We start from the raw sequence: 17,636 nt of genomic DNA on the forward strand, positions 1-17,636 counted from the left end.
TACCGCTTTTCTTCCCCAATGAAATTTACACTATATGCTTCCGGCCGCCAAATGACGTTATGGGGCCTGCTGCTGGTCATGCTTTCGGGCTGTATCGACGAATACATGCCGGATGCCATCAGCACAGCCAAAAGCCATTTGGTGGTAGATGGCTTCATTAACCCTACCGGCATTACTACCATCACCTTGTCGCGCACTTATCCGGTGGGCCTCAATAGCCCGCCGCCGCCCGAAACCAAGGCCACCGTGTACATCGAGCAGGAAGGCGGCAACCGATACGCAATGCCGGAAACGGCTACCAAGGGCACGTACCAATCGGCCAGCCTGAAGCTGGATATGAGTAAGCCCTACCACTTACGCCTGACCACCGCGGCGGGCAAGCAGTATGCTTCCGAATACGTGGCGGCCAAACTCACGCCGCCCATCGACAATGTGCGCTGGCAGGCCGCGGCCGACGGCCTGAACATTTATGTGAACAGCCACGACGCGAAAAACACCACGCAGTACTACCGTTGGGAGTATGAGGAAACCTGGGAAATTATGCCGCCCTTCCGGCCGCTGTACGAATACAACCGCTTCACGCGGCAGATGGTCCCGAATACGGCCGGATACCCGAGTATCTGCTGGGGCACCGCTAAATCCAGCGCCGTTGCTCTGACCAAAACCACTTCCTTGAGCCAGGATATTGTAGCGGATTTTCCGCTGCGCTCCCTGGCCAGTACCGAAAGCCCATTGCGCTACAGATACAGCATTCTGGTGAAGCAGTACGCGCACACGCCGGAGGAATACGCCTACTGGAGCCAGTTGAAAAAAACCACTGAGGATATCGGGACGCTATTTGACCCGTTGCCTTCGCAGATTACCGGCAATGTGCGCTGCCTGAACGATACCGAAGAGCTTGCCTTCGGCTACGTAGGGGCACACTCAGCCGCCGAGAAACGGATTTTCATTAGCCGAAGCCAGCTGCCCGGCACGTGGTTTATTAATACGGGCTACGAGAAATGCGTGCCGCCCGACACCATTGAGATGAAGTACGTCGATGCCACTTTCAAGAGCGGCCTCGTGGTGCCCATCGCGGATGTGTATTCCAAATCGGGGGGGCTGCGGGGCTACACGGCCGCGGGCCTAGACTGCATCGACTGCCGCAAGCGGGGCTCCGCCGTGCGGCCGGTTTTCTGGTAGTAGCTTTTTATTCGATCCTGGTCTTTGTTCTATACCATGCGCCCTTATTCTAAGCTTTACGCTGGTGGTACTCGCCTTTTAGTACTGGTCCTTCCGCTCTGGCTGACGCTGGCCGGCACCGCCGCCGGCCAGACCGCGGACTCGCTAAGCAGCCTCCGCCGCCGGCTGGACCGCTATCAGCAGACTGCCCCCACGGAAAAGCTGTTTCTGCACCTCGACCGGCCGCTTTACCTGAGCGGCGAAACAATGTGGTTCAAGGTGTACGCCGTTGATGGAACCCACGCGCGGCCCCTGCCCCTGAGCACGGTGGCTTACGTGGAAGTGCTGGACAAAGAGCAGCGCCCCGTGCTGCAGGGCAAAATTCCGCTCCGGCAGGCCACGGGCCAGGGCTCCTTCGTGCTGCCGACGGCACTACCCTCCGGGGCCTACACAGTGCGGGCCTACACTAGCTGGATGAAAAACTTTGCTCCCGATTACTATTTTCATAGTACGGTGACGGTGGTCAACACCTTCACCGCCTCGGGCACCGCGACTTCCAAAGATTCGGCGGCTTACGCAGTGGAGTTTTTTCCGGAAGGTGGCCACCTGGTGCAGGGGCTTAGCAGCCAAGTGGCCTTCAAAGTGACGGACCGAGCGGGAGTGGGCATGGCCGCAGAAGGCCGGGTGCTCGACCAGCAGGGCAACGTGGCCGGCACCTTTCAGACGCTTCGCTTCGGCATGGGCAGCTTCCGCTTCACCCCGAAGGCGGGCAATACTTATACGGCCGTGGTTGCGCTGGGCCGCAAGCCAGTGCTGCGCCATAAGCTACCGGCGGCCCAGCCCCAGGGCTACGTGCTGCATCTGGATGACCAAGCGACTCAGGTGCTGCTCACGGTGACCAGCACCAGCCTGCAGCCGGAAACCGTTTTTCTGCTGGCGCACGCCCGCCAACACGCCGCCACGGCGCTGCAGGCCCAGCTTATCAACGGCCACGCTGTCTTCAGCCTGAGCAAATCTCAGCTGGCCGAAGGCATTTCGCATTTCACCCTATTCAATGCGGCCCGGCAGCCCCTGTGCGAGCGGCTTTACTTTCAACGCCCCCAGGCGGCGCTCAGCATCGTAGCCGCACTGGACAAAAAGCAATACGTCAGCCGCGACCGGGTGAGCGTGCAGCTTGCTACCACTTCCATAGCCGGCACTCCTGCCCCTGAGCCGCTTGCAGCCAGCCTCTCGATGGCGGTATACCGGCTCGATTCGCTGACTACGGCGCCTACGCCGGACATACTCAGCTACCTCTGGCTGCAGGCCGACCTGAAAGGCCATGTGGAAAACCCGGCTTACTATCTTACGCCGGACCCAGCTGCCGCCGCTGCCGCCGACAATCTGATGCTGACGCAGGGCTGGAGCCGGTTTCGGTGGGAGCAGGTTTTTGCCCCCACCCCCTTCGAGTACTTGCCGGAACTGAATGGCCCGCTGCTCCGCGCCCGGCTCACGCAGCCGGGCACAGGTAGGCCGCTACCCGGCATCACCACCTATCTGACCAGTCCCAGCCGCATTATCCGGCTGAATCCCGCTACTAGCACCGCAAATGGGCTGCTTTATTTTGAATTGGGCGACGTGAGCGGCTCCCATGACCTTGTGGTGCAGACCGACCCGAAGCAGGATACGACGGGTCGCGTTGAGCTGTTGTCAGCTTTCTCCACCCGATTTGCCCCAACGGCCGGAACGTATACTGCGCCTGCCATCCGTTTCCGGTCCGATATCACCCGTCGCCACTTTCAGGCCCAGGTGCAGAAGCTGTACTCGGGCAAATTTACTAACCACTACCGCGTGCCCGCCGCCGATAGCACTGCCTTCTACGGTAAGCCCGATGAGGTATATCTGCTCGACAAGTACACGCGCTTCAAGGTGCTGGAAGAAGTGATGCGCGAATACGTGCCCGGTGTGGTGGTGCGCATTCACAAGGATGGATTTCACTTTCTGGTGCTTGATAAGGTAAACAAGACGGTGCTTTCCGAAAACCCGATGGTTTTGCTAGATGGCGTACCGATCTTCAACCTCAACAAGATGATGGCCATGGATCCGCTCAAGATTCAGAAGCTGGAAGTAGTAGACAGCCGCTACTTTCATGGGCCTTCTATCTACGATGGTATTGTGAGCTACACCACCTACAAAGGCGACCTGGAAGGCTTTCCGCTTGATCCGCGGGTGCTGGTGCAGCAATATGAGGGCCTCCAGCATCAGCGCGAATTTTACGCGCCGCGCTATGACACGCCGGCGCAACAACAAAGCCGGTTGCCCGACCTGCGCAATCTGCTCTACTGGAATCCAAACCTCGCCACTACCGGGGCCGGGGCCGCCAAGCTGGACTTCTACACCGGCGACCAAGCCGGGCGTTACCTTGTGCTGGTGCAGGGCCTAGCGGCCAACGGGCTGGCGGGCAGCACCAGTGTTATACTGGAAGTGAAGCCGACGTTGTAGCGGTAGAGCAGCAATCAACCTTCTGGGCAGTATTCCTAAAAAAGGCTCTCCTGCGAGGGCCTTTTTTGTTACCTCCCCCGCCCGCCTTCCGTACCTTCGCCTTATGACCACCGACACTGCCGCCGCCCCTCGCAAGCTGTTCCTGCTCGACGCTTTCGCCCTGATTTACCGCTCGCACTTTGCGTTCAGCAAAAACCCGCGCATCAACTCCAAGGGCATGAACACCGGGGCCATTCTGGGCTTTACCAACACGCTGGTGGAGGTGCTGCAGAAGGAAAAGCCCACCCACATCGGCGTGGCCTTCGATGGGCCCAAGAAAACCTTCCGCCACGAGCAGTTTGCTGCCTACAAGGCCCAGCGCCAAGCCATGCCCGAAGACATCGGCACGGCCATTCCCTACATCAAGCAGATCATCGAGGCCTTCGACATTCCCATTCTCATTCTGGAAGGCTACGAGGCCGACGACGTGATTGGTACGCTGGCCCAGCGGGCTGAAGCCCATGGCTTCGAGGAAATCTACATGATGACGCCCGACAAGGACTACTGCCAGCTCGTCACGGACCGCATCAAAATCTACCGGCCGGCCTTTATGGGCAATGCGGCCGAAATTCTGGATCTGGACCACGTGCTGAAGCGCTTCGAGGTGGAGCGGGCTGAACAGGTGATTGACATCTTGGGCCTGCAGGGCGATGCTTCCGACAACATACCCGGCATTCCGGGCATCGGCGAGAAGACGGCCAAAACGCTGATTCAGAAGTATGGCTCAGTCGAAAACCTGATTGCGCATGTGGACGAGCTGAAGGGCAAGCAGCAGGAAAACGTGCGCAACTTCGCCGAGCAGGGCCTGATGAGCAAGGAGCTGGCCACTATTCATGTAAACGTGCCTCTGCCCTTCGAGCCCGAACAGCTGTGCTGCTCGGCTCCTAACGAGGAAAAGCTCACGGCCTTGTTCGACGAGTTGGAGTTTCGCCAGCTGGCCGCGCGGGTGCTCAAAACCGGCCCCGTGCGCACTTCCGCCACGCCCATTGGGCCAGTAAAGGGCACCAAGAGCTTGGTGCCCACCGGGGCCGGCCACCAGGCTTCGCTGTTTGCGCCCGCGCCCGGCCTCACCGAGTTTATCGAGGAAGACGAGCACAGCGCCGCTCCCACCGGCCCGCGCCGCACGCTGGCCGAGGTGCCCCACCAGTACCACCTCATCGACACGCCCGAGCTGCGCCGGGAGCTGCTGAAGTTTCTGCTGCTCCAGACCGAAGTCAGCTTCGATACGGAGACGACTGGACTTGATACCATGACCTCGCGGCTGGTGGGCCTCTCGTTCTGCTGGTTGCCCGGCGAGGCCTACTATGTGCCCGTGCCGCAGAACGACGACGCGGCGGCCCAGGCGCTGGTAGATGAGTTTCGGCCGTTTCTGGAGCACGTCGGCATCACCAAAGTAGGCCAAAACATAAAGTACGACCTCACCATCCTGAAGCACTACGGTATCCGCATCGGCGGGCCGCTGTTTGATACCATGCTGGCCCACTACCTGCTGGAGCCCGACATGCGCCACAACATGGACGTGCTGGCCGAAACCTACCTGCACTACACGCCCGTTTCCATCACCGAGTTGATTGGCCCGAAAGGCAAGAACCAAAAAACGATGGCCGACCTGCCGCCAGCGGAAGTTTCGGACTACGCCTGTGAGGATGCCGACGTGACGCTGCAGCTCAAGCACGTCTTCGAGCCTAAGCTGCGGGAGTTGAACCTGCTGAAGCTGCTGAATGAGGTGGAAAACCCGCTGGTGCCGGTGCTGGCCGACGTGGAATACGAGGGGGTGCGCATCGACTCGGGGGCGATGGGCGAGTATTCGGCCGAGCTGCAGGGCTACATCACGGAGCTGGAGCAGCAGATTTACGCCGCCGCGGGCCAAGAGTTCAACATCGGCTCGCCCAAACAGCTGGGTGAAGTGCTGTTTGACAAAATGGGCCTGGGCGGGGGCAAAATCAAGAAAACCAAGACCGGGCAATACGCCACCGGCGAGGAAATCTTGAGTGTGCTGGCCCTCGACAACCCTATTGCCGGCCTCATCCTCGAATACCGCCAGCTCACCAAGCTGCGCAGCACCTACGTGGAGGCCCTGCCCCAACTGGTGTGCCAGCTCGATGGCCGCGTGCATACCAGCTTCAACCAGGCCGTAACGGCCACCGGCCGCCTCAGCAGCACCAATCCCAACCTGCAGAACATCCCCATCCGGACCGAAAAAGGCCGCGAAATCCGCAAGGCCTTCGTGCCCCGCGACGCCGACCACGTGCTCATCGCCGCCGACTATTCCCAGATCGAGCTGCGCATCATGGCTGATTTTTCGCAGGATGCCACCATGATCGAGGCCTTCCGCAACCACATCGACATTCATAGCAGCACGGCCAGCAAGGTATTCAAAGTGCCGCTGAGCGAGGTAGATGGCGAAATGCGCCGCAAGGCCAAAACCGTCAACTTCGGCATCATCTACGGCATCTCGGCCTTCGGGCTCGCCCAGCGCCTCGGCATCGGCCGCAAGGAGGCCGTGGATATTATCGAGGCCTATTTCCAGGAGTTTCCGGCCGTGAAAACCTTCATGGACGCCAGCATCAACAAGGCCCGGGAGCTGGAATACGCCGAAACCCTGCTCGGCCGCCGCCGCTACCTGCGCGACATCAACTCGCGCAACGCCACGCTGCGCGGCTTCACCGAGCGCAACGCCATCAACGCCCCCATCCAGGGCACCGCAGCCGACATCATCAAAATCGCCATGATCCGCATCCATGAGTGGCTGGACAAGGAAAACCTGGGCACCAAAATGATTCTGCAGGTCCACGATGAACTTGTGTTCGACGCCCCCAAATCGGAAGTGGACTACGTGATTCCACGCATCCAGGAACTGATGATCGGGGCGCTGCCGCTGAGCGTGCCGATGGAGGTGGAAGTAGGCACGGGCCAGAACTGGCTGCAGGCGCACTAGATGGAGGCCCGAAAAATGGCGCTGCGCATCATCTGTGCGGTCAGCTGGATAGCTGCTATGCGGCTGTTTCTTCGTCTCGATTTCCACTTATAAACAAGCCGGCCGGCCGCTTACGAATAAGCAGCCGGCCGGCTTGTTTATAAGAACTACAGGCAAGCTTAGAGCGCCTTGAACGTCAGGTTGTAAGTGGCCGTGGCACCGTCCTCCACCACCACGCTTTTCAGCACCAGCTTCGAGTCCGACAGCTCTACGATGTCCATTTGCGCGGCCAGGCTGCCGCCCATGCTGGCGTTGTTTAGGTACAGCTTGGTCTGGTCGGCGTTGATGTCCCAGGAGCCGGACTGCACCTGCGGGTCGCTGGTCTGGCACTTGGTTTTGCCCTCGTTGAGTTCGAGCACTTTGTTCGAGTTGAACTTCATAAAGTTATCCTTCTCGCAATCATCCAGTGCTTTGTAGGCATCTTCCGTGGTCGTGGGGCTGCCCGGCTCTACAATAGTGATGGTCGAAGCCGTCAGCTGCCAGCTTTTGGCCGTCAGCGTGTCGGCTTTGGATGGCGCCTTGTCGTCGTCTTTTTTGCACGCCGTGAACGGGACTGCCAGCAGGAGCGCACCTAGCAGGAGGGAGGAATTCTTCATTAGGAACGAAGTAAAAATGAATTGAGGGAAAGTATGTAACCGGCTAACGATATCCGGCGGCCAAAATTACATCAATCGACTGGAGTAGAAAAGTATAGTTCTCCCGCAGCCGGGCCGGGCCGGCCGCGGCCGAAACCCCAGCGCCCTGCCCGGAGTTTAGCAGCTACTATGCCCGCTACCTTCGCTGAATCTGCTTTTCCGGCTGCGCCCGCCGCGCTGTTCGATGTTGTCGTTATCGGGGCCGGGCCGGTGGGGCTGGCCTGCGCCCTGGAAGCGCAGCGCCGGGGCCTCCGGGTGTGCGTGGTCGAGAAGGGCGCGCTGGTAAACTCGCTGGTGGGCTACCCCACCAACATGGAGTTCTTCTCTACCCCCGAGCTGCTCGAAATCGGCAATTACCCCTTCCCTACCGCGCACTATAAGCCCCTGCGCGAAGATGCCTTGGACTACTACCGGCGCGTAGCCGCGGGCGAAAACCTTACCCTGCGCCTCTACGAGCGGGTGCTGGCTCTCGAAGGCGAGCCGGGCGCCTACGAAGTCGTGACCGAAAAAGGCCGCCTCGGTACGCGCTACGTCATTGTGGCCACCGGCTTTTTCGACGTGCCCAACCGCCTGGGCGTGCCCGGCGAAGACCTGCCTCACCTGAGCTACTACTACAAGGAGCCCTACGCCCACGCAGGGCAAAGCGTGGTAGTGATTGGGGCCAAAAACTCGGCCGCCAAAGCCGCCTTGCAGCTGGCCAGGGCCGGGGCGCAGGTCACGCTGCTGGTGCGCGGCGCAGAAATATCGGAGTCGGTGAAATATTGGATCCGGCCCGACCTCGTGAACCGCATTGCCGAAGGCCGCATCACGGCGCATTTCAACACCACCATTCAGGCCATTGAGGCCGACGGCGTGCGGGCGCTGACTCCGGCCGGCCCGCAGCACATTCCGGCCCACTTCATCTACGCCCTCACCGGCTACCACCCCGACTACGGCCTGCTCACGGCCCTGGGCATTCACACCCGCCCCGACGCGGCCTGCACGCCCTGGCACCAGGAGGAAACCTTCGAAACCAACCGCCCCGGCGTGTATCTGGCCGGCACCGTGTGCGGCGGGCTGAACACCAGCCGCTGGTTTATCGAGAATGGCCGGCACCACGCCCAGGTCATTGCCGGGCAGCTGGCTGACCGGGGACAACAGGCTCTTATGTAAACAATAAGCCCTTTCCTGAAACCAGGAAAGGGCTTTTTGCTACCAACTGCCACCACTAAGGCAGAAGAATTCCGCGATACGTGTTCGGATCTACCTGCTGCAGGGTTGAGCCGTATTTCGCATTGATGACTTTGATCATCTCATTGGCAATAACCGCATTGCCACGCGGGGTTAGGTGAACACCGTCGAGTGAGAATATATTGCCCCGGATGTAGCTCGTGTTATTGTTGACCCCGTTGGTGGCATAGCCGTTAAGTGCTACTCCCGCAAAAAAGACGTTTACATCGAACAGCACCAGGTTTTTGGCAGCGGCTTGCGTGCGGAGCGTAGAGTTGATGTAGTTTGTGGCGGTGGCTACAGTGGCCTGCTCGACATCATCCAGCACGTAGGCGCTCGGGAAGGGGTTTTGAGCCGTTACACCAAAAAGGGCCGTTGTATCGACACCGTAGGTAGTGAGGAAGGCGCCAAAACCGGCCGGTGGATTGCCACTGGCTTTGTATACGTCGCGCCACGGTTTGCCCGTAGCCGTACCAATCAGGCCAGCGGCCGCGGAGCCGCCTAGCGTGAACAACTGGCGTCCTCCGCTGGCATCCCGAATGTCGGTCGTAGCAATGGGCTTGCGGTTGGCGGTGGTAGGGCCGCCGGGGTTGAAACCGGTTTGCAGCACCATGCCCGGTACGTTCTTGGCTATCAGGTTGGCCTTCAGGCGTGGTCCTACCGTTGTGAAGAACGGTATTCCCGTTACGTCCGGCACCGTCGAAACTACCCCTTTGGCCCCGTTAGCCGTCAGCACATTCAGAATGCGGGCCGACTTGCGGATAAATGAAGTGTCAGTAGTAGACGAGGGCACCGTCGCCGTTGGAGATGCTCCCCCGGCCGTGGCGTAGCCCAAAACATCGTTGCTGCCGAGCCAGGTGGTGAAGAAGGTAGCCGTAGCCGCCTCACGCTTCACGCGCTGAAAATATGTTTCCAACGGGTTGGCAACTGGCGTAATGCGCTCAAAATACGCGTTACCGGCAAGGCTACCATAGCCTGCGGTCTGCACGTCAACCATCCGGATTCCGGGTATGCCCAGGTTGTTGATAGGCTGGTCGAAGCGTACATACGGCGCCTTGTCGGCGGCACCTGGGTTGCGCCCAGCGTTGCCCGGCACGGTGGTCGTGACGGGTGAACCGCTCGCGTCGATGCTGAGCAGTTTTACAAAACCTGACCCATTCGCCTTATCAGCTGGAAAAAGCGGTTGTACAAACTCCCCGCCACCAGCTGCGCTAAACTGTTGAGCCAGTATGCTGGGATACGAGCTTTGCTGGCCCTCCAGATACAGGCCATTGTCTGCGAAGCCCGCCGTGAGCGAGTTGCCGATGGAAATGTAACGGGAGAAATCGGCGGAGCCTTTATCAACGGTGGGAGCATCCAGCTCGGGCTGGCACGCGGCCAGACCCAGAAGTGCCAGCGCCGGCAGGGAATTTTTAAGGAAAGACGTATTCATGGCAAAAGAAGAAAGTCAGGATTAGAAAGTGTAGTTCAGGCCGATGCCGGGCACCACTACCTGGGTCTTATAAGTGCCGGCCACGCGGTCCGTGGTGCCGTTGTTGAGCAGGTCCTGCTGCGTGATGGTGCGCTTCTTCAGGTTCACAAACTGCGTGCTCAGATCTACGCTGAACTTCTCCCCGAACTTGTAGGAAGCCCCCAGCGTACCCGTGATGCGGTCGGCATCGGGGGTTTCGGGGGTCAGGAAGCCGTCTTTCACCGGCGAGTTGTCATAAGTACCGCCGGCGCGCACGGTCAGGCCGCTGGTTACTTGGTACTGGCCACCGATACGGAAGGTCAGCGCATCGTCGTAGTTGCGCTTCGATTCGCTGAAAGTAGTCGGCAAGCCGGTTTTTGAATCCGATATTGGCTTATCAAAGTCGAAGCGCAGAGTGCGGTAGGCGCTCCACTCCACGAAGTTCACATCAAGGCCAATGGTGAGCTTCTCATTGGGCATGATGCCGATACCGATGCTGGTGGTAGCGGGCAGCGGCAGCGTAGCATTGAACTTGGTGGCTTGGAAAGACGCCGCCGCCGTATTCGACAGGCCCGTGAATGTCACGTCGCCGTCTTCTACCTGCGCGTCAATCTTGGAGCGGTAGCTGATGCCCAGGCTCAGCTTTTCGCTGGGCTTGAAGAATACGCCGGCATTGAAGCCCAGCTTGTTTTTAGCCTTGCCGTCCAGCTCAATGCTCCCAAACTTACCCTCGCTGTCCTGCGAAGGCACGTCGCGCTGCAGGTTCACCGAGCCCAGCGCCAGCACCATCAGGCCGGCTCCTACGCTCAGGTTTTCCGTCACGGCATAGCTGAATGTGGGCTGCACGTAGATGGCCTTCAGGTCAATCTGCGTCAGGGCGAAGCGGCCTTCCCAGCCGTCGGCGTACTGCAGCTTGTTGCCAAACGGCGTGTACACGGCAATACCGGCGCGGAATTTACCCTCGGTCGGGCCGAAGCCGGCGTACAGGTTGAAGGGCGTAGTGGTGGTGTTCTGCAGCTCGCGCTGCGTGCTGCCGTTTTCGGCCCGGAACGCCTGGCGGGCAATGGTGCCATTTACGCCCAGCTGCACGCCGCGCTCCTTCACCATGGCCAGGGCGCCGGGGTTGTAGAACATGGCGGCCTGATCGAGCGAGAGGCCAACGCCGACGCCACCCATGCCGTTGTTTTTCTGTCCGGCCAGCGTTACTTGGTAGCCGCCCGCCGAAGCGGCCGTGCCTGTGAGCAGCGCGCCACCCACGAGGAGTAGAGATTTGAACTTCATATGAAAGAGAGAAAAGTGGGACTTTGGGGTTGTTGGCACTAAATGTAGGGAGAAAATCGGTTGAGTAGTCGGCTTGCCGACTAATTTCCGTAGCGCCGCAAGATAGAATATTTATGAGTTTGCCTTGCAGCTAAATCAGCTGTTTTCGCCGTTTTCGAGCACCTGGCGGGGGCGCAGCAGAAAGCGCTGACCGGCCACCAGCAAGTGCACCCGAAAATCTTGTCCGGCCACGGGCTCGCCGCGCCCCACGCGGCCCAGGTTGCTGCCGCGCAGGTGGCGGCCATCTACCACCATCACCACGCCGTCGCCGAACACCTCGGCCTCATTGCCGCCCCGAATGATGATGCCGGTTTCCTCGGCCAGCCCGATGCCCAGGCACATAGGGTGCACCAGCACCGCGTGGGCCAGCCGCCCGAACCGGCCGCGCTCCACAAAGTGCTGATCGAGCAGCAATTGTGGCACCAGACCCAGGCCGTGCACGGTATGAATGCCGCCCTTGCGCAAGGCCCGCCAGCCGTGGCCGCCCACCAGCATCTGGTCGCCGAGCACGGAGGCGCCGGCGCTGGTACCGGCCACGAAGAACCCGGCATCGGTGTGGTAGCGGTGCAGCAGCTGGCGCAAAAACTCGGTGCCGTGCAGGCTCTCGGTAATCAGCTCCTGGTCGCCGCCGGTGAAGAACAGCAGGCTGGCCTCCTGCAGGCGGCGCAGGGTGGCGGGCTTGTCGGCGGAGTGGCGCTCGTCGATGGTGAGGTGGCGCACGTGGGAGCAGCCCAGCTCGCGCAGGGCCCGGATATAGCGCGTGCCGGTGGCGGTGGCATCGGAGGCGGCCATGGCCAGTATTTCGATGCGGGCATCGGGCGCGGGCAGCAGGTCGCTGAGCAGGGCCAGCATGGCATCGTCGTCGCCGCCGCCGAGGGCAACGAGCGTTCCGAGGGGCGGGGCAGATGGCTGGGGCATGGCGGGGCAAAGGGAAAGGCGCGGCTCAAATGTACGAGGGCCGGCCCAACGCAGGCGGTGGTGGCGCAGCGGTAAGTGGCCGGGGGCGTTTTTTTCGGCTATTTTTGCGCACCCGTTTTCGGACCAAACCTTCCTGCCTAGCGAGAAACTGCCCCGTTTTTTAATGAATCAGCACCCGACCACCGACCAGATAACGTCCCTGATTCAGGAGGGCGAGTTTTTTAAGCTCAAGGAGATTCTCAAGGGCTTCGAGCCCTCGGAGCTGGTAGCGCTGATAGAGGCCGAGGAGGAGCGCGAGCAGCTCATCATTTTCCGGCTGCTGCCGCTGCGGCTGGCCACGCAGGTGTTCGAATACCTGGAGCTGGACGTGCAGAAGCACTTTCTGGCCAACCTGACGCAGGAAAAGATATCGGACATTCTGAACGAGATGTCGCCGGATGACCGCACGGCGCTGCTGGAATTTTTGCCCGACGACTTCGTAAAGGAGCTGATTCAGACTCTCTCGGAGCCCGAGCGCAAGGTGACGCTGCAGCTGCTGGGCTACCCCGAATACTCGGTGGGCCGCCTGATGACACCCGACTACATCGCCATTCGCGAAAACTGGACCGTGCAGCAGGTACTCGACTACATTCGCCGCCACGGCGGGCAGTCGGAAACGCTGAGCGTGCTCTACGTGACTGATATGCGCGGCGTGCTGATTGACGATATCCGCATCCGCGAGTTTCTGCTTTCGCCCCCCGAGCGCCGCGTGAGCGAGTTGATGGACCGCCGCTACGTGAAGCTGAACGCCATGCAGGACCAGGAGGCGGCCATCGACGTGTTTCGCAAGAACGACCGGGTAGCGCTGCCCGTGGTGAACGACGAGGGCGTGCTGTTCGGCATCGTGACCATCGATGACATTCTCGACATCCGGGAAGAGGAAGACACGGAGGATATTCAGAAGCTGGGCGGCTCGGAGGCGCTGGATGAGCCGTACTTGGCCACGTCCATTTGGGGCATGATTAAGAAGCGGGCCGGCTGGCTGGTTATTCTGCTGCTGGGCGAGATGCTGACCACCTCGGCCATGCACCATTTTGAAGACGACTTACAGCGGGCGGCGGTGCTGGGGCTGTTTATTCCGCTGATAATTTCGGCCGGCGGCAATGCCGGCTCGCAGGCCACCTCGCTCATCATCCGAGCCATGAGCCTGGGCGAGTTTACAGTGGGCGGCTGGGCGCTGGTGCTGCGCCGCGAGCTGCTGTCGGGGCTGGCGCTGGGCGGCATTCTGGGCGTGGTGGGCGCTATGCGCATCGTGCTGTGGGCCAAGTACATCGACCCCGGCTACTTTGGCCCCTACTGGCAGCTGATTGCCGTCACGGTGGGCTTTTCGCTGCTGGGTATCGTGCTGTGGGGGGCACTGTCGGGGGCTATGCTGCCCATTTTGCTGAAGCGCCTGGGCCTCGATCCGGCCACCTCGTCGGCCCCGTTTGTGGCCACGCTGGTCGATGTGACGGGGCTGATTATATACTTCTCGGTGGCTACGCTGGTGCTACGCGGCACGCTGCTTTGAGGTAGTGAGCAATAAGGAAGTGCTCCATTCCCGCTAAGCGATGTTGCTCATACTTCATTGTTCATTCCTCCTTGTTTCTCCGGTTGGCCTTTTTTTCGCCGTGCTTTTTCTTCGATTCGAGGCGCTGGCGCACGGCGCCTTTGCTGGGCTTGGTGGCCTTGCGGGCTTTGGGCTTGTGCAACGCTTTGAGCAGCAGCTGATGAAACTTGAGCAGCGCCGTTTCCTTGTTGCGCAGCTGGCTGCGGTCTTCCTGGGCCACCACCAGCAATTCGCCCTCGGCCGTGAGGCGCGAGGCCAGCTTCTGCAGCAGCATCTGCTTCTGCTCGTCGCTCAGTAGCGCCGACTCGGCCAGCCGCCAGCGCAGCTCTACCCGCGACTCCACCTTGTTCACGTTTTGCCCGCCCGGCCCGCTGCTGCGGCTGGTCTGAAACTGAACTTCGGGCAAAAAAGCGTCGGCGGGCGGCAGCATGGGGGTTGATGTGCTAATGTGAAAATGTGCTGATTTGCTGATTTGGGAATGTGCTGAAGGGCTGAAGATAGGCGAGCTCTGCGTTCCTCGGCGAAACCTCTGCGTACCTCTGCGGGAAACGACGTTGGGTGGCCAAGCCCTACCCGCTTATGCCGCGCTGGGCCATGAATTGCGCCAGCCCCTGCCGGGCGCTGGCCTGCACTTTCTGCCGCAAAAACCCCGACCAGCCCAGCACCCAGCCCACCGGCCCCAGCGCCTGCCGCGACCAGCGCCAGAAATTGAACTGGTCGTGATGCCGCAGGATTTTGCCGTCTTTAAACGTGAAGTGAGCCGCTACGTGGTTGTGCACGTGCCGGCGGGTTTGCGAAAACGTGTAGCGGGCATCCCACACGGCCTGCCCCTGCGCGTCGTCGGCACGGATGTGGTCGTAGGTGAGGGCCAGGTCTTTGCCCCGCTCGCAGAGCATCCGCCACATAGCCCCTATCTCAGGGCCGCGCAGCTGAAAGGCGGCATCCTCGAAAGTGGCCTCCGGGTGGTAGCAGGCCGCCATGGCCGCATAGTCGCGGCGCTGGAAAGCCTGGTAGAAGCGGTGCAGCAGTTCTTCGTGCGGATGCATGATACAGGAAATGAGCCCGGAGCAAACCAGTGGGCAGAACGCCAAAACTGCACAAAAAAACAACGCCCCCCCGGAATTCCGGGAGGCGCTGTCTGGAGCAAATGCCAACCGCCTAGGCCGGCTGCGCGGCCGTAGCCCCGCGGAAGGCGGGCGCGAATACGTGCTGCGCAAACTCGCTGAGCGTGGTAGGCGTGGTGCTTTCGGCCGTGCGCGGCTCCCGCACCATCACCTTTTCCTCGTTCATGTTGCGCGTCATCTCGTCGTAGAGGCCGGCCATGCTCTCGGAGAGGCCCGCCCCGATCATGCCTTTCTTGGCATCCTCGTAGGGAAACTGCACGTAGGGCAGCTCCGGCCGGCCAATGGCCTGACCGATGGCGCGGGCCGCGTCCTGCTGGCTGTAATTTTGCGGACCCAGCACGTAGTGCACCGCGCCGGCCGCAAAATCGGCTTTCTCCAGCAGCTCGGCCGCTTTGGCGGCAATATCTTTGGTAGCTACCATCGGAAAGGCCAGCTCCGGCCGCATCCCCGAGCCCATGATGCCCATGTGCTGAATCAGACCCACGTTGGCCAGCAGGTTTTCCATGAAATACGCTGGGCGCAGGTGCGCCACACGCAGGTCTTCTATCTGGTTGAGACGGGCTTCCTGCCGGTGCAGGCCCACCACCGGGCCGGTGCCGCCGGACAGGTCGGCGCCGATGCTGCTCAGGTGCACGGCCTGCTTCAGTCCGGCGGCCCGCACGGCCTGGGCCACACTTTCGCCCACCTGGCGCATGTGCTCCAGCACGTCGGGGGCCGTCACGTTAGGCGGAATCATCAGGAAGGCAGCATCGGCGCCGCGCAGAGCTTCGGTGAGGAAGGCCGTGTCGTGCAGGTCGCCGGCTTGGGTTTCGGCTCCGGCGGCGCGCAGGGCATCCAGGCGGGCGCTGGGACGGGCCACGGCCGTCACGCGGTAGCCCTTGCGCAGCAGCTCATGAACGAGGGCGGTGCCGATGTGGCCGGTAGCGCCCGTGATAACAAAGTGCTTGGTCATACTTGGGAAGGCTTAGGGTGATAAAGTACAAGAAAAAGCCGCACTGCCAGGCTCGGGCACTGCTACGTTGCGGCTGCTGCAAAGGAAATAGCTTAACTTCGCCTTTCGCAAGTACCTACTAAAAAGTACGGCACCTACTTTTTTGGTAGTAATGCTGACAATCAGCTTATTTCATTTCGATGCAAAAGCAAACAAAGCAGCAAGTGGCGGAAGCAGCCTGGCAAACCGCCGTGGAACCCGGCCCCTTCAACTTCTGCCCGGTACGCACCACGCTGAATGTGCTGGGCGGGAAGTGGAAGCTGCTGATCCTCTCTTACCTGCTTCAGAACACCCGCCGCTACGGCGAGCTGCGCCGGCTGCTGCCCGAAATCACGGAGAAGATGCTGATTCAGGAGCTGCGGGAGCTAGAGCTGGACGGCATCGTGCAGCGCACAGTATATCAGCAGGTGCCACCCAAGGTCGAGTACACGCTCACCGAGCACGGCCGCCGCGTCAGCCCGCTGCTGGATGCCCTGCTGGTGTGGGGCCACGAGTATCTGCGGCGCGACGGCAGCACTTGCGCCGCGCCCAAAGGCCCGGAAACGTCGGGTAGCTAACTCCGGCAAGCCAAGAGTTGATCGGACCACCGCAGCACAGCCGCAGCGCGGCGACAGGTTTGTAGAATCAAAACGGGTAAAGGAACCAAGCCGCGTAGCGGTGACAGAGTCGTTCGGGCGGTTCTGTCACCGCTACGCGGCTTTTCATCCGTTGTGTCGACTTACTACAAACCTGTCGCCGCTCTGCGGCTGGTGGGTTGCTGTTTGATATTCTACCAATCTCCTCCGCGGCAGGCAACGGGTTGGGCCGTTGCGGCATCTTTCTGGCATCGTCTCACCTCAACCATCTTCCCCATCATGAAAACGCTGCCCTCCTGCCTGCTGGTTTGTCTCCTCGGATTTTTCACCCTCATCAGCTCCCGGAGCGTCGCGGCCTCCGCGAGCCGCGAAGTGCGGCCGGTGGGCACTTTCACGGAAGTAAGTCTGGCCAACTCAGTGCTGGTGGTGCTGGTGCAGGGCAGCCCGCAGAAGGTGGAAGTGGAAGGCGACGCCGACGATCTGGCTCACCTGGAAACCACCGTGCGGGCCAGCCGCCTGCGCATCAATACCGTGCGCGAAGCCAGCCAGCTGATGAGCTACCGCTTCAAAAGCAGCGTCACGGTCTACGTCACCGCCCCCATCCTCAACGCGCTGAGCGTGAGCGGCTCGGGCAGCATGAAGGCCGCCGCGGGCGTGAAAGCTGCCACGCTGAGTCTGTCGCTGAGCGGCTCGGGCCGGCTGGAGCTGGGCCAGGTGCGGGCCGATAAGCTGGAATCGTCCATTTCGGGTTCGGGGTCCATCGGATTGGGCAAAGGCAGCGTGGCGCAGCACGAGATAAGCATCAGCGGCTCGGGCATTATCAAAGCCCCGAATGTGACCTCCGAAGTCTGCCGCGTCAGCATCAGCGGCTCCGGTGACTGTTACCTGAACGCCACCCGCAGCCTGGAGGCCAGCATTGTGGGCTCCGGCGACGTGTACGTGACCGGCAACCCCAAAGTAAGCAGCTCCACCGTAGGCAGCGGCCGGGTGCACAAAAGCTAGGCGGCAGAATAAAGTCGTCTGTCATCCTGAGCTTGCGAAGGACCTTCCTCCACTGCCCTGAAAACGCTTTTCAACGCACAAAGCCCTTTACCGCTGCAACGGTAAAGGGCTTTGCTCACTTAAAGAGGCTTCGCATGGGCGAAGAGGAAGGTCCTTCGCAAGCTCA

General features: G+C 60.9%; 14 protein-coding genes. 7 read left to right on the forward strand and 7 right to left on the reverse strand.

Annotated elements, in window-relative coordinates; genetic code table 11:
- The first annotated feature begins 18 nt into the window (after positions 1 to 18).
- The 3 genes from BUB62_RS01205 (at position 19) to polA (ending at position 6,619) form a co-directional block, all read left to right on the forward strand.
- Positions 19 to 1,182, forward strand: a complete 1,164-nt coding sequence (locus BUB62_RS01205) for a DUF4249 domain-containing protein (RefSeq protein WP_084538728.1) — start codon at positions 19 to 21, stop codon at positions 1,180 to 1,182.
- Between the two features lie 36 nt (positions 1,183 to 1,218).
- Positions 1,219 to 3,642, forward strand: a complete 2,424-nt coding sequence (locus BUB62_RS01210) for a hypothetical protein (protein ID WP_073105942.1) — start codon at positions 1,219 to 1,221, stop codon at positions 3,640 to 3,642.
- 103 nt (positions 3,643 to 3,745) lie between these two features.
- Entirely contained in the window at positions 3,746 to 6,619 is a 2,874-nt protein-coding gene (gene polA, locus BUB62_RS01215) for a DNA polymerase I (protein WP_073105153.1), read from the forward strand.
- A gap of 158 nt (positions 6,620 to 6,777) precedes the next feature.
- Here polA and BUB62_RS01220 read toward each other — a convergent pair whose 3' ends face one another.
- Positions 6,778 to 7,254, reverse strand: coding sequence for a lipocalin-like domain-containing protein (locus BUB62_RS01220; protein ID WP_073105155.1), 477 nt, complete (start codon positions 7,252 to 7,254; stop codon positions 6,778 to 6,780).
- Positions 7,255 to 7,422: 168 nt separating this feature from the next.
- Between BUB62_RS01220 and BUB62_RS01225 the strand changes: the two genes are divergently transcribed.
- On the forward strand, positions 7,423 to 8,445 hold the full coding sequence (locus tag BUB62_RS01225; protein WP_200799888.1) for a YpdA family putative bacillithiol disulfide reductase: 1,023 nt from the start codon (positions 7,423 to 7,425) through the stop codon (positions 8,443 to 8,445).
- 55 nt (positions 8,446 to 8,500) lie between these two features.
- Here the strand turns inward: BUB62_RS01225 and BUB62_RS01230 are convergent, their stop codons facing one another.
- From BUB62_RS01230 to BUB62_RS01240, 3 genes are all read right to left on the reverse strand, one after another.
- On the reverse strand, positions 8,501 to 9,934 hold the full coding sequence (locus BUB62_RS01230; RefSeq protein ID WP_073105157.1) for an SGNH/GDSL hydrolase family protein: 1,434 nt from the start codon (positions 9,932 to 9,934) through the stop codon (positions 8,501 to 8,503).
- A gap of 21 nt (positions 9,935 to 9,955) precedes the next feature.
- Complete coding sequence (locus tag BUB62_RS01235) at positions 9,956 to 11,233, reverse strand: OmpP1/FadL family transporter (protein WP_073105160.1); 1,278 nt, start codon at positions 11,231 to 11,233, stop codon at positions 9,956 to 9,958.
- Between the two features lie 135 nt (positions 11,234 to 11,368).
- Positions 11,369 to 12,190, reverse strand: a complete 822-nt coding sequence (locus tag BUB62_RS01240) for a cyanophycinase (RefSeq protein ID WP_073105162.1) — start codon at positions 12,188 to 12,190, stop codon at positions 11,369 to 11,371.
- A 163-nt stretch (positions 12,191 to 12,353) separates the two neighbouring features.
- On the opposite strand from BUB62_RS01240, the gene mgtE reads away from it, so the two are divergent.
- On the forward strand, positions 12,354 to 13,739 hold the full coding sequence (gene mgtE, locus BUB62_RS01245) for a magnesium transporter (RefSeq protein ID WP_073105164.1): 1,386 nt from the start codon (positions 12,354 to 12,356) through the stop codon (positions 13,737 to 13,739).
- Between the two features lie 61 nt (positions 13,740 to 13,800).
- On the opposite strand, the gene arfB is transcribed toward mgtE, so the two are convergent.
- From arfB to BUB62_RS01260, 3 genes are all read right to left on the reverse strand, one after another.
- Positions 13,801 to 14,208: an alternative ribosome rescue aminoacyl-tRNA hydrolase ArfB gene (gene arfB, locus BUB62_RS01250; RefSeq protein ID WP_073105166.1), complete on the reverse strand. Its 408-nt coding sequence runs from the start codon at positions 14,206 to 14,208 to the stop codon at positions 13,801 to 13,803.
- Positions 14,209 to 14,347: 139 nt separating this feature from the next.
- Positions 14,348 to 14,824, reverse strand: a complete 477-nt coding sequence (locus BUB62_RS01255; RefSeq protein ID WP_073105169.1) for a nuclear transport factor 2 family protein — start codon at positions 14,822 to 14,824, stop codon at positions 14,348 to 14,350.
- Between the two features lie 112 nt (positions 14,825 to 14,936).
- Entirely contained in the window at positions 14,937 to 15,854 is a 918-nt protein-coding gene (locus tag BUB62_RS01260; protein WP_073105171.1) for an NmrA family NAD(P)-binding protein, read from the reverse strand.
- Between the two features lie 179 nt (positions 15,855 to 16,033).
- Here BUB62_RS01260 and BUB62_RS01265 point away from each other — a divergent pair, with 179 nt between their 5' ends.
- A complete protein-coding gene (locus BUB62_RS01265) occupies positions 16,034 to 16,450 on the forward strand; it encodes a winged helix-turn-helix transcriptional regulator (RefSeq protein WP_084538730.1) in 417 nt (138 codons plus the stop codon).
- A gap of 297 nt (positions 16,451 to 16,747) precedes the next feature.
- Positions 16,748 to 17,470, forward strand: a complete 723-nt coding sequence (locus BUB62_RS01270) for a head GIN domain-containing protein (protein WP_073105174.1) — start codon at positions 16,748 to 16,750, stop codon at positions 17,468 to 17,470.
- Positions 17,471 to 17,636 lie beyond the last annotated feature (166 nt).

Origin of the sequence: Hymenobacter daecheongensis DSM 21074, assembly GCF_900141805.1 — a bacterium.
GTDB classification, from domain to species: domain Bacteria; phylum Bacteroidota; class Bacteroidia; order Cytophagales; family Hymenobacteraceae; genus Hymenobacter; species Hymenobacter daecheongensis.

Excerpts from the sequence above, each read along its gene's own strand:
- BUB62_RS01255 (WP_073105169.1), bottom strand. The coding sequence starts at position 14,824 with ATGCATCCGCACGAAGAACTGCTGCACCGCTTCTACCAGGCTTTCCAG.
- BUB62_RS01210 (WP_073105942.1), top strand. The coding sequence starts at position 1,219 with ATGCGCCCTTATTCTAAGCTTTACGCTGGTGGTACTCGCCTTTTAGTA.
- BUB62_RS01270 (WP_073105174.1), top strand. The coding sequence starts at position 16,748 with ATGAAAACGCTGCCCTCCTGCCTGCTGGTTTGTCTCCTCGGATTTTTC.
- BUB62_RS01260 (WP_073105171.1), bottom strand. The coding sequence starts at position 15,854 with ATGACCAAGCACTTTGTTATCACGGGCGCTACCGGCCACATCGGCACC.
- arfB (WP_073105166.1), bottom strand. The coding sequence starts at position 14,208 with ATGCTGCCGCCCGCCGACGCTTTTTTGCCCGAAGTTCAGTTTCAGACC.
- BUB62_RS01265 (WP_084538730.1), top strand. The coding sequence starts at position 16,034 with ATGCAAAAGCAAACAAAGCAGCAAGTGGCGGAAGCAGCCTGGCAAACC.
- BUB62_RS01240 (WP_073105162.1), bottom strand. The coding sequence starts at position 12,190 with ATGCCCCAGCCATCTGCCCCGCCCCTCGGAACGCTCGTTGCCCTCGGC.
- BUB62_RS01225 (WP_200799888.1), top strand. The coding sequence starts at position 7,423 with ATGCCCGCTACCTTCGCTGAATCTGCTTTTCCGGCTGCGCCCGCCGCG.
- mgtE (WP_073105164.1), top strand. The coding sequence starts at position 12,354 with ATGAATCAGCACCCGACCACCGACCAGATAACGTCCCTGATTCAGGAG.
- BUB62_RS01220 (WP_073105155.1), bottom strand. The coding sequence starts at position 7,254 with ATGAAGAATTCCTCCCTCCTGCTAGGTGCGCTCCTGCTGGCAGTCCCG.
- BUB62_RS01205 (WP_084538728.1), top strand. The coding sequence starts at position 19 with ATGAAATTTACACTATATGCTTCCGGCCGCCAAATGACGTTATGGGGC.
- BUB62_RS01235 (WP_073105160.1), bottom strand. The coding sequence starts at position 11,233 with ATGAAGTTCAAATCTCTACTCCTCGTGGGTGGCGCGCTGCTCACAGGC.
- BUB62_RS01230 (WP_073105157.1), bottom strand. The coding sequence starts at position 9,934 with ATGAATACGTCTTTCCTTAAAAATTCCCTGCCGGCGCTGGCACTTCTG.
- polA (WP_073105153.1), top strand. The coding sequence starts at position 3,746 with ATGACCACCGACACTGCCGCCGCCCCTCGCAAGCTGTTCCTGCTCGAC.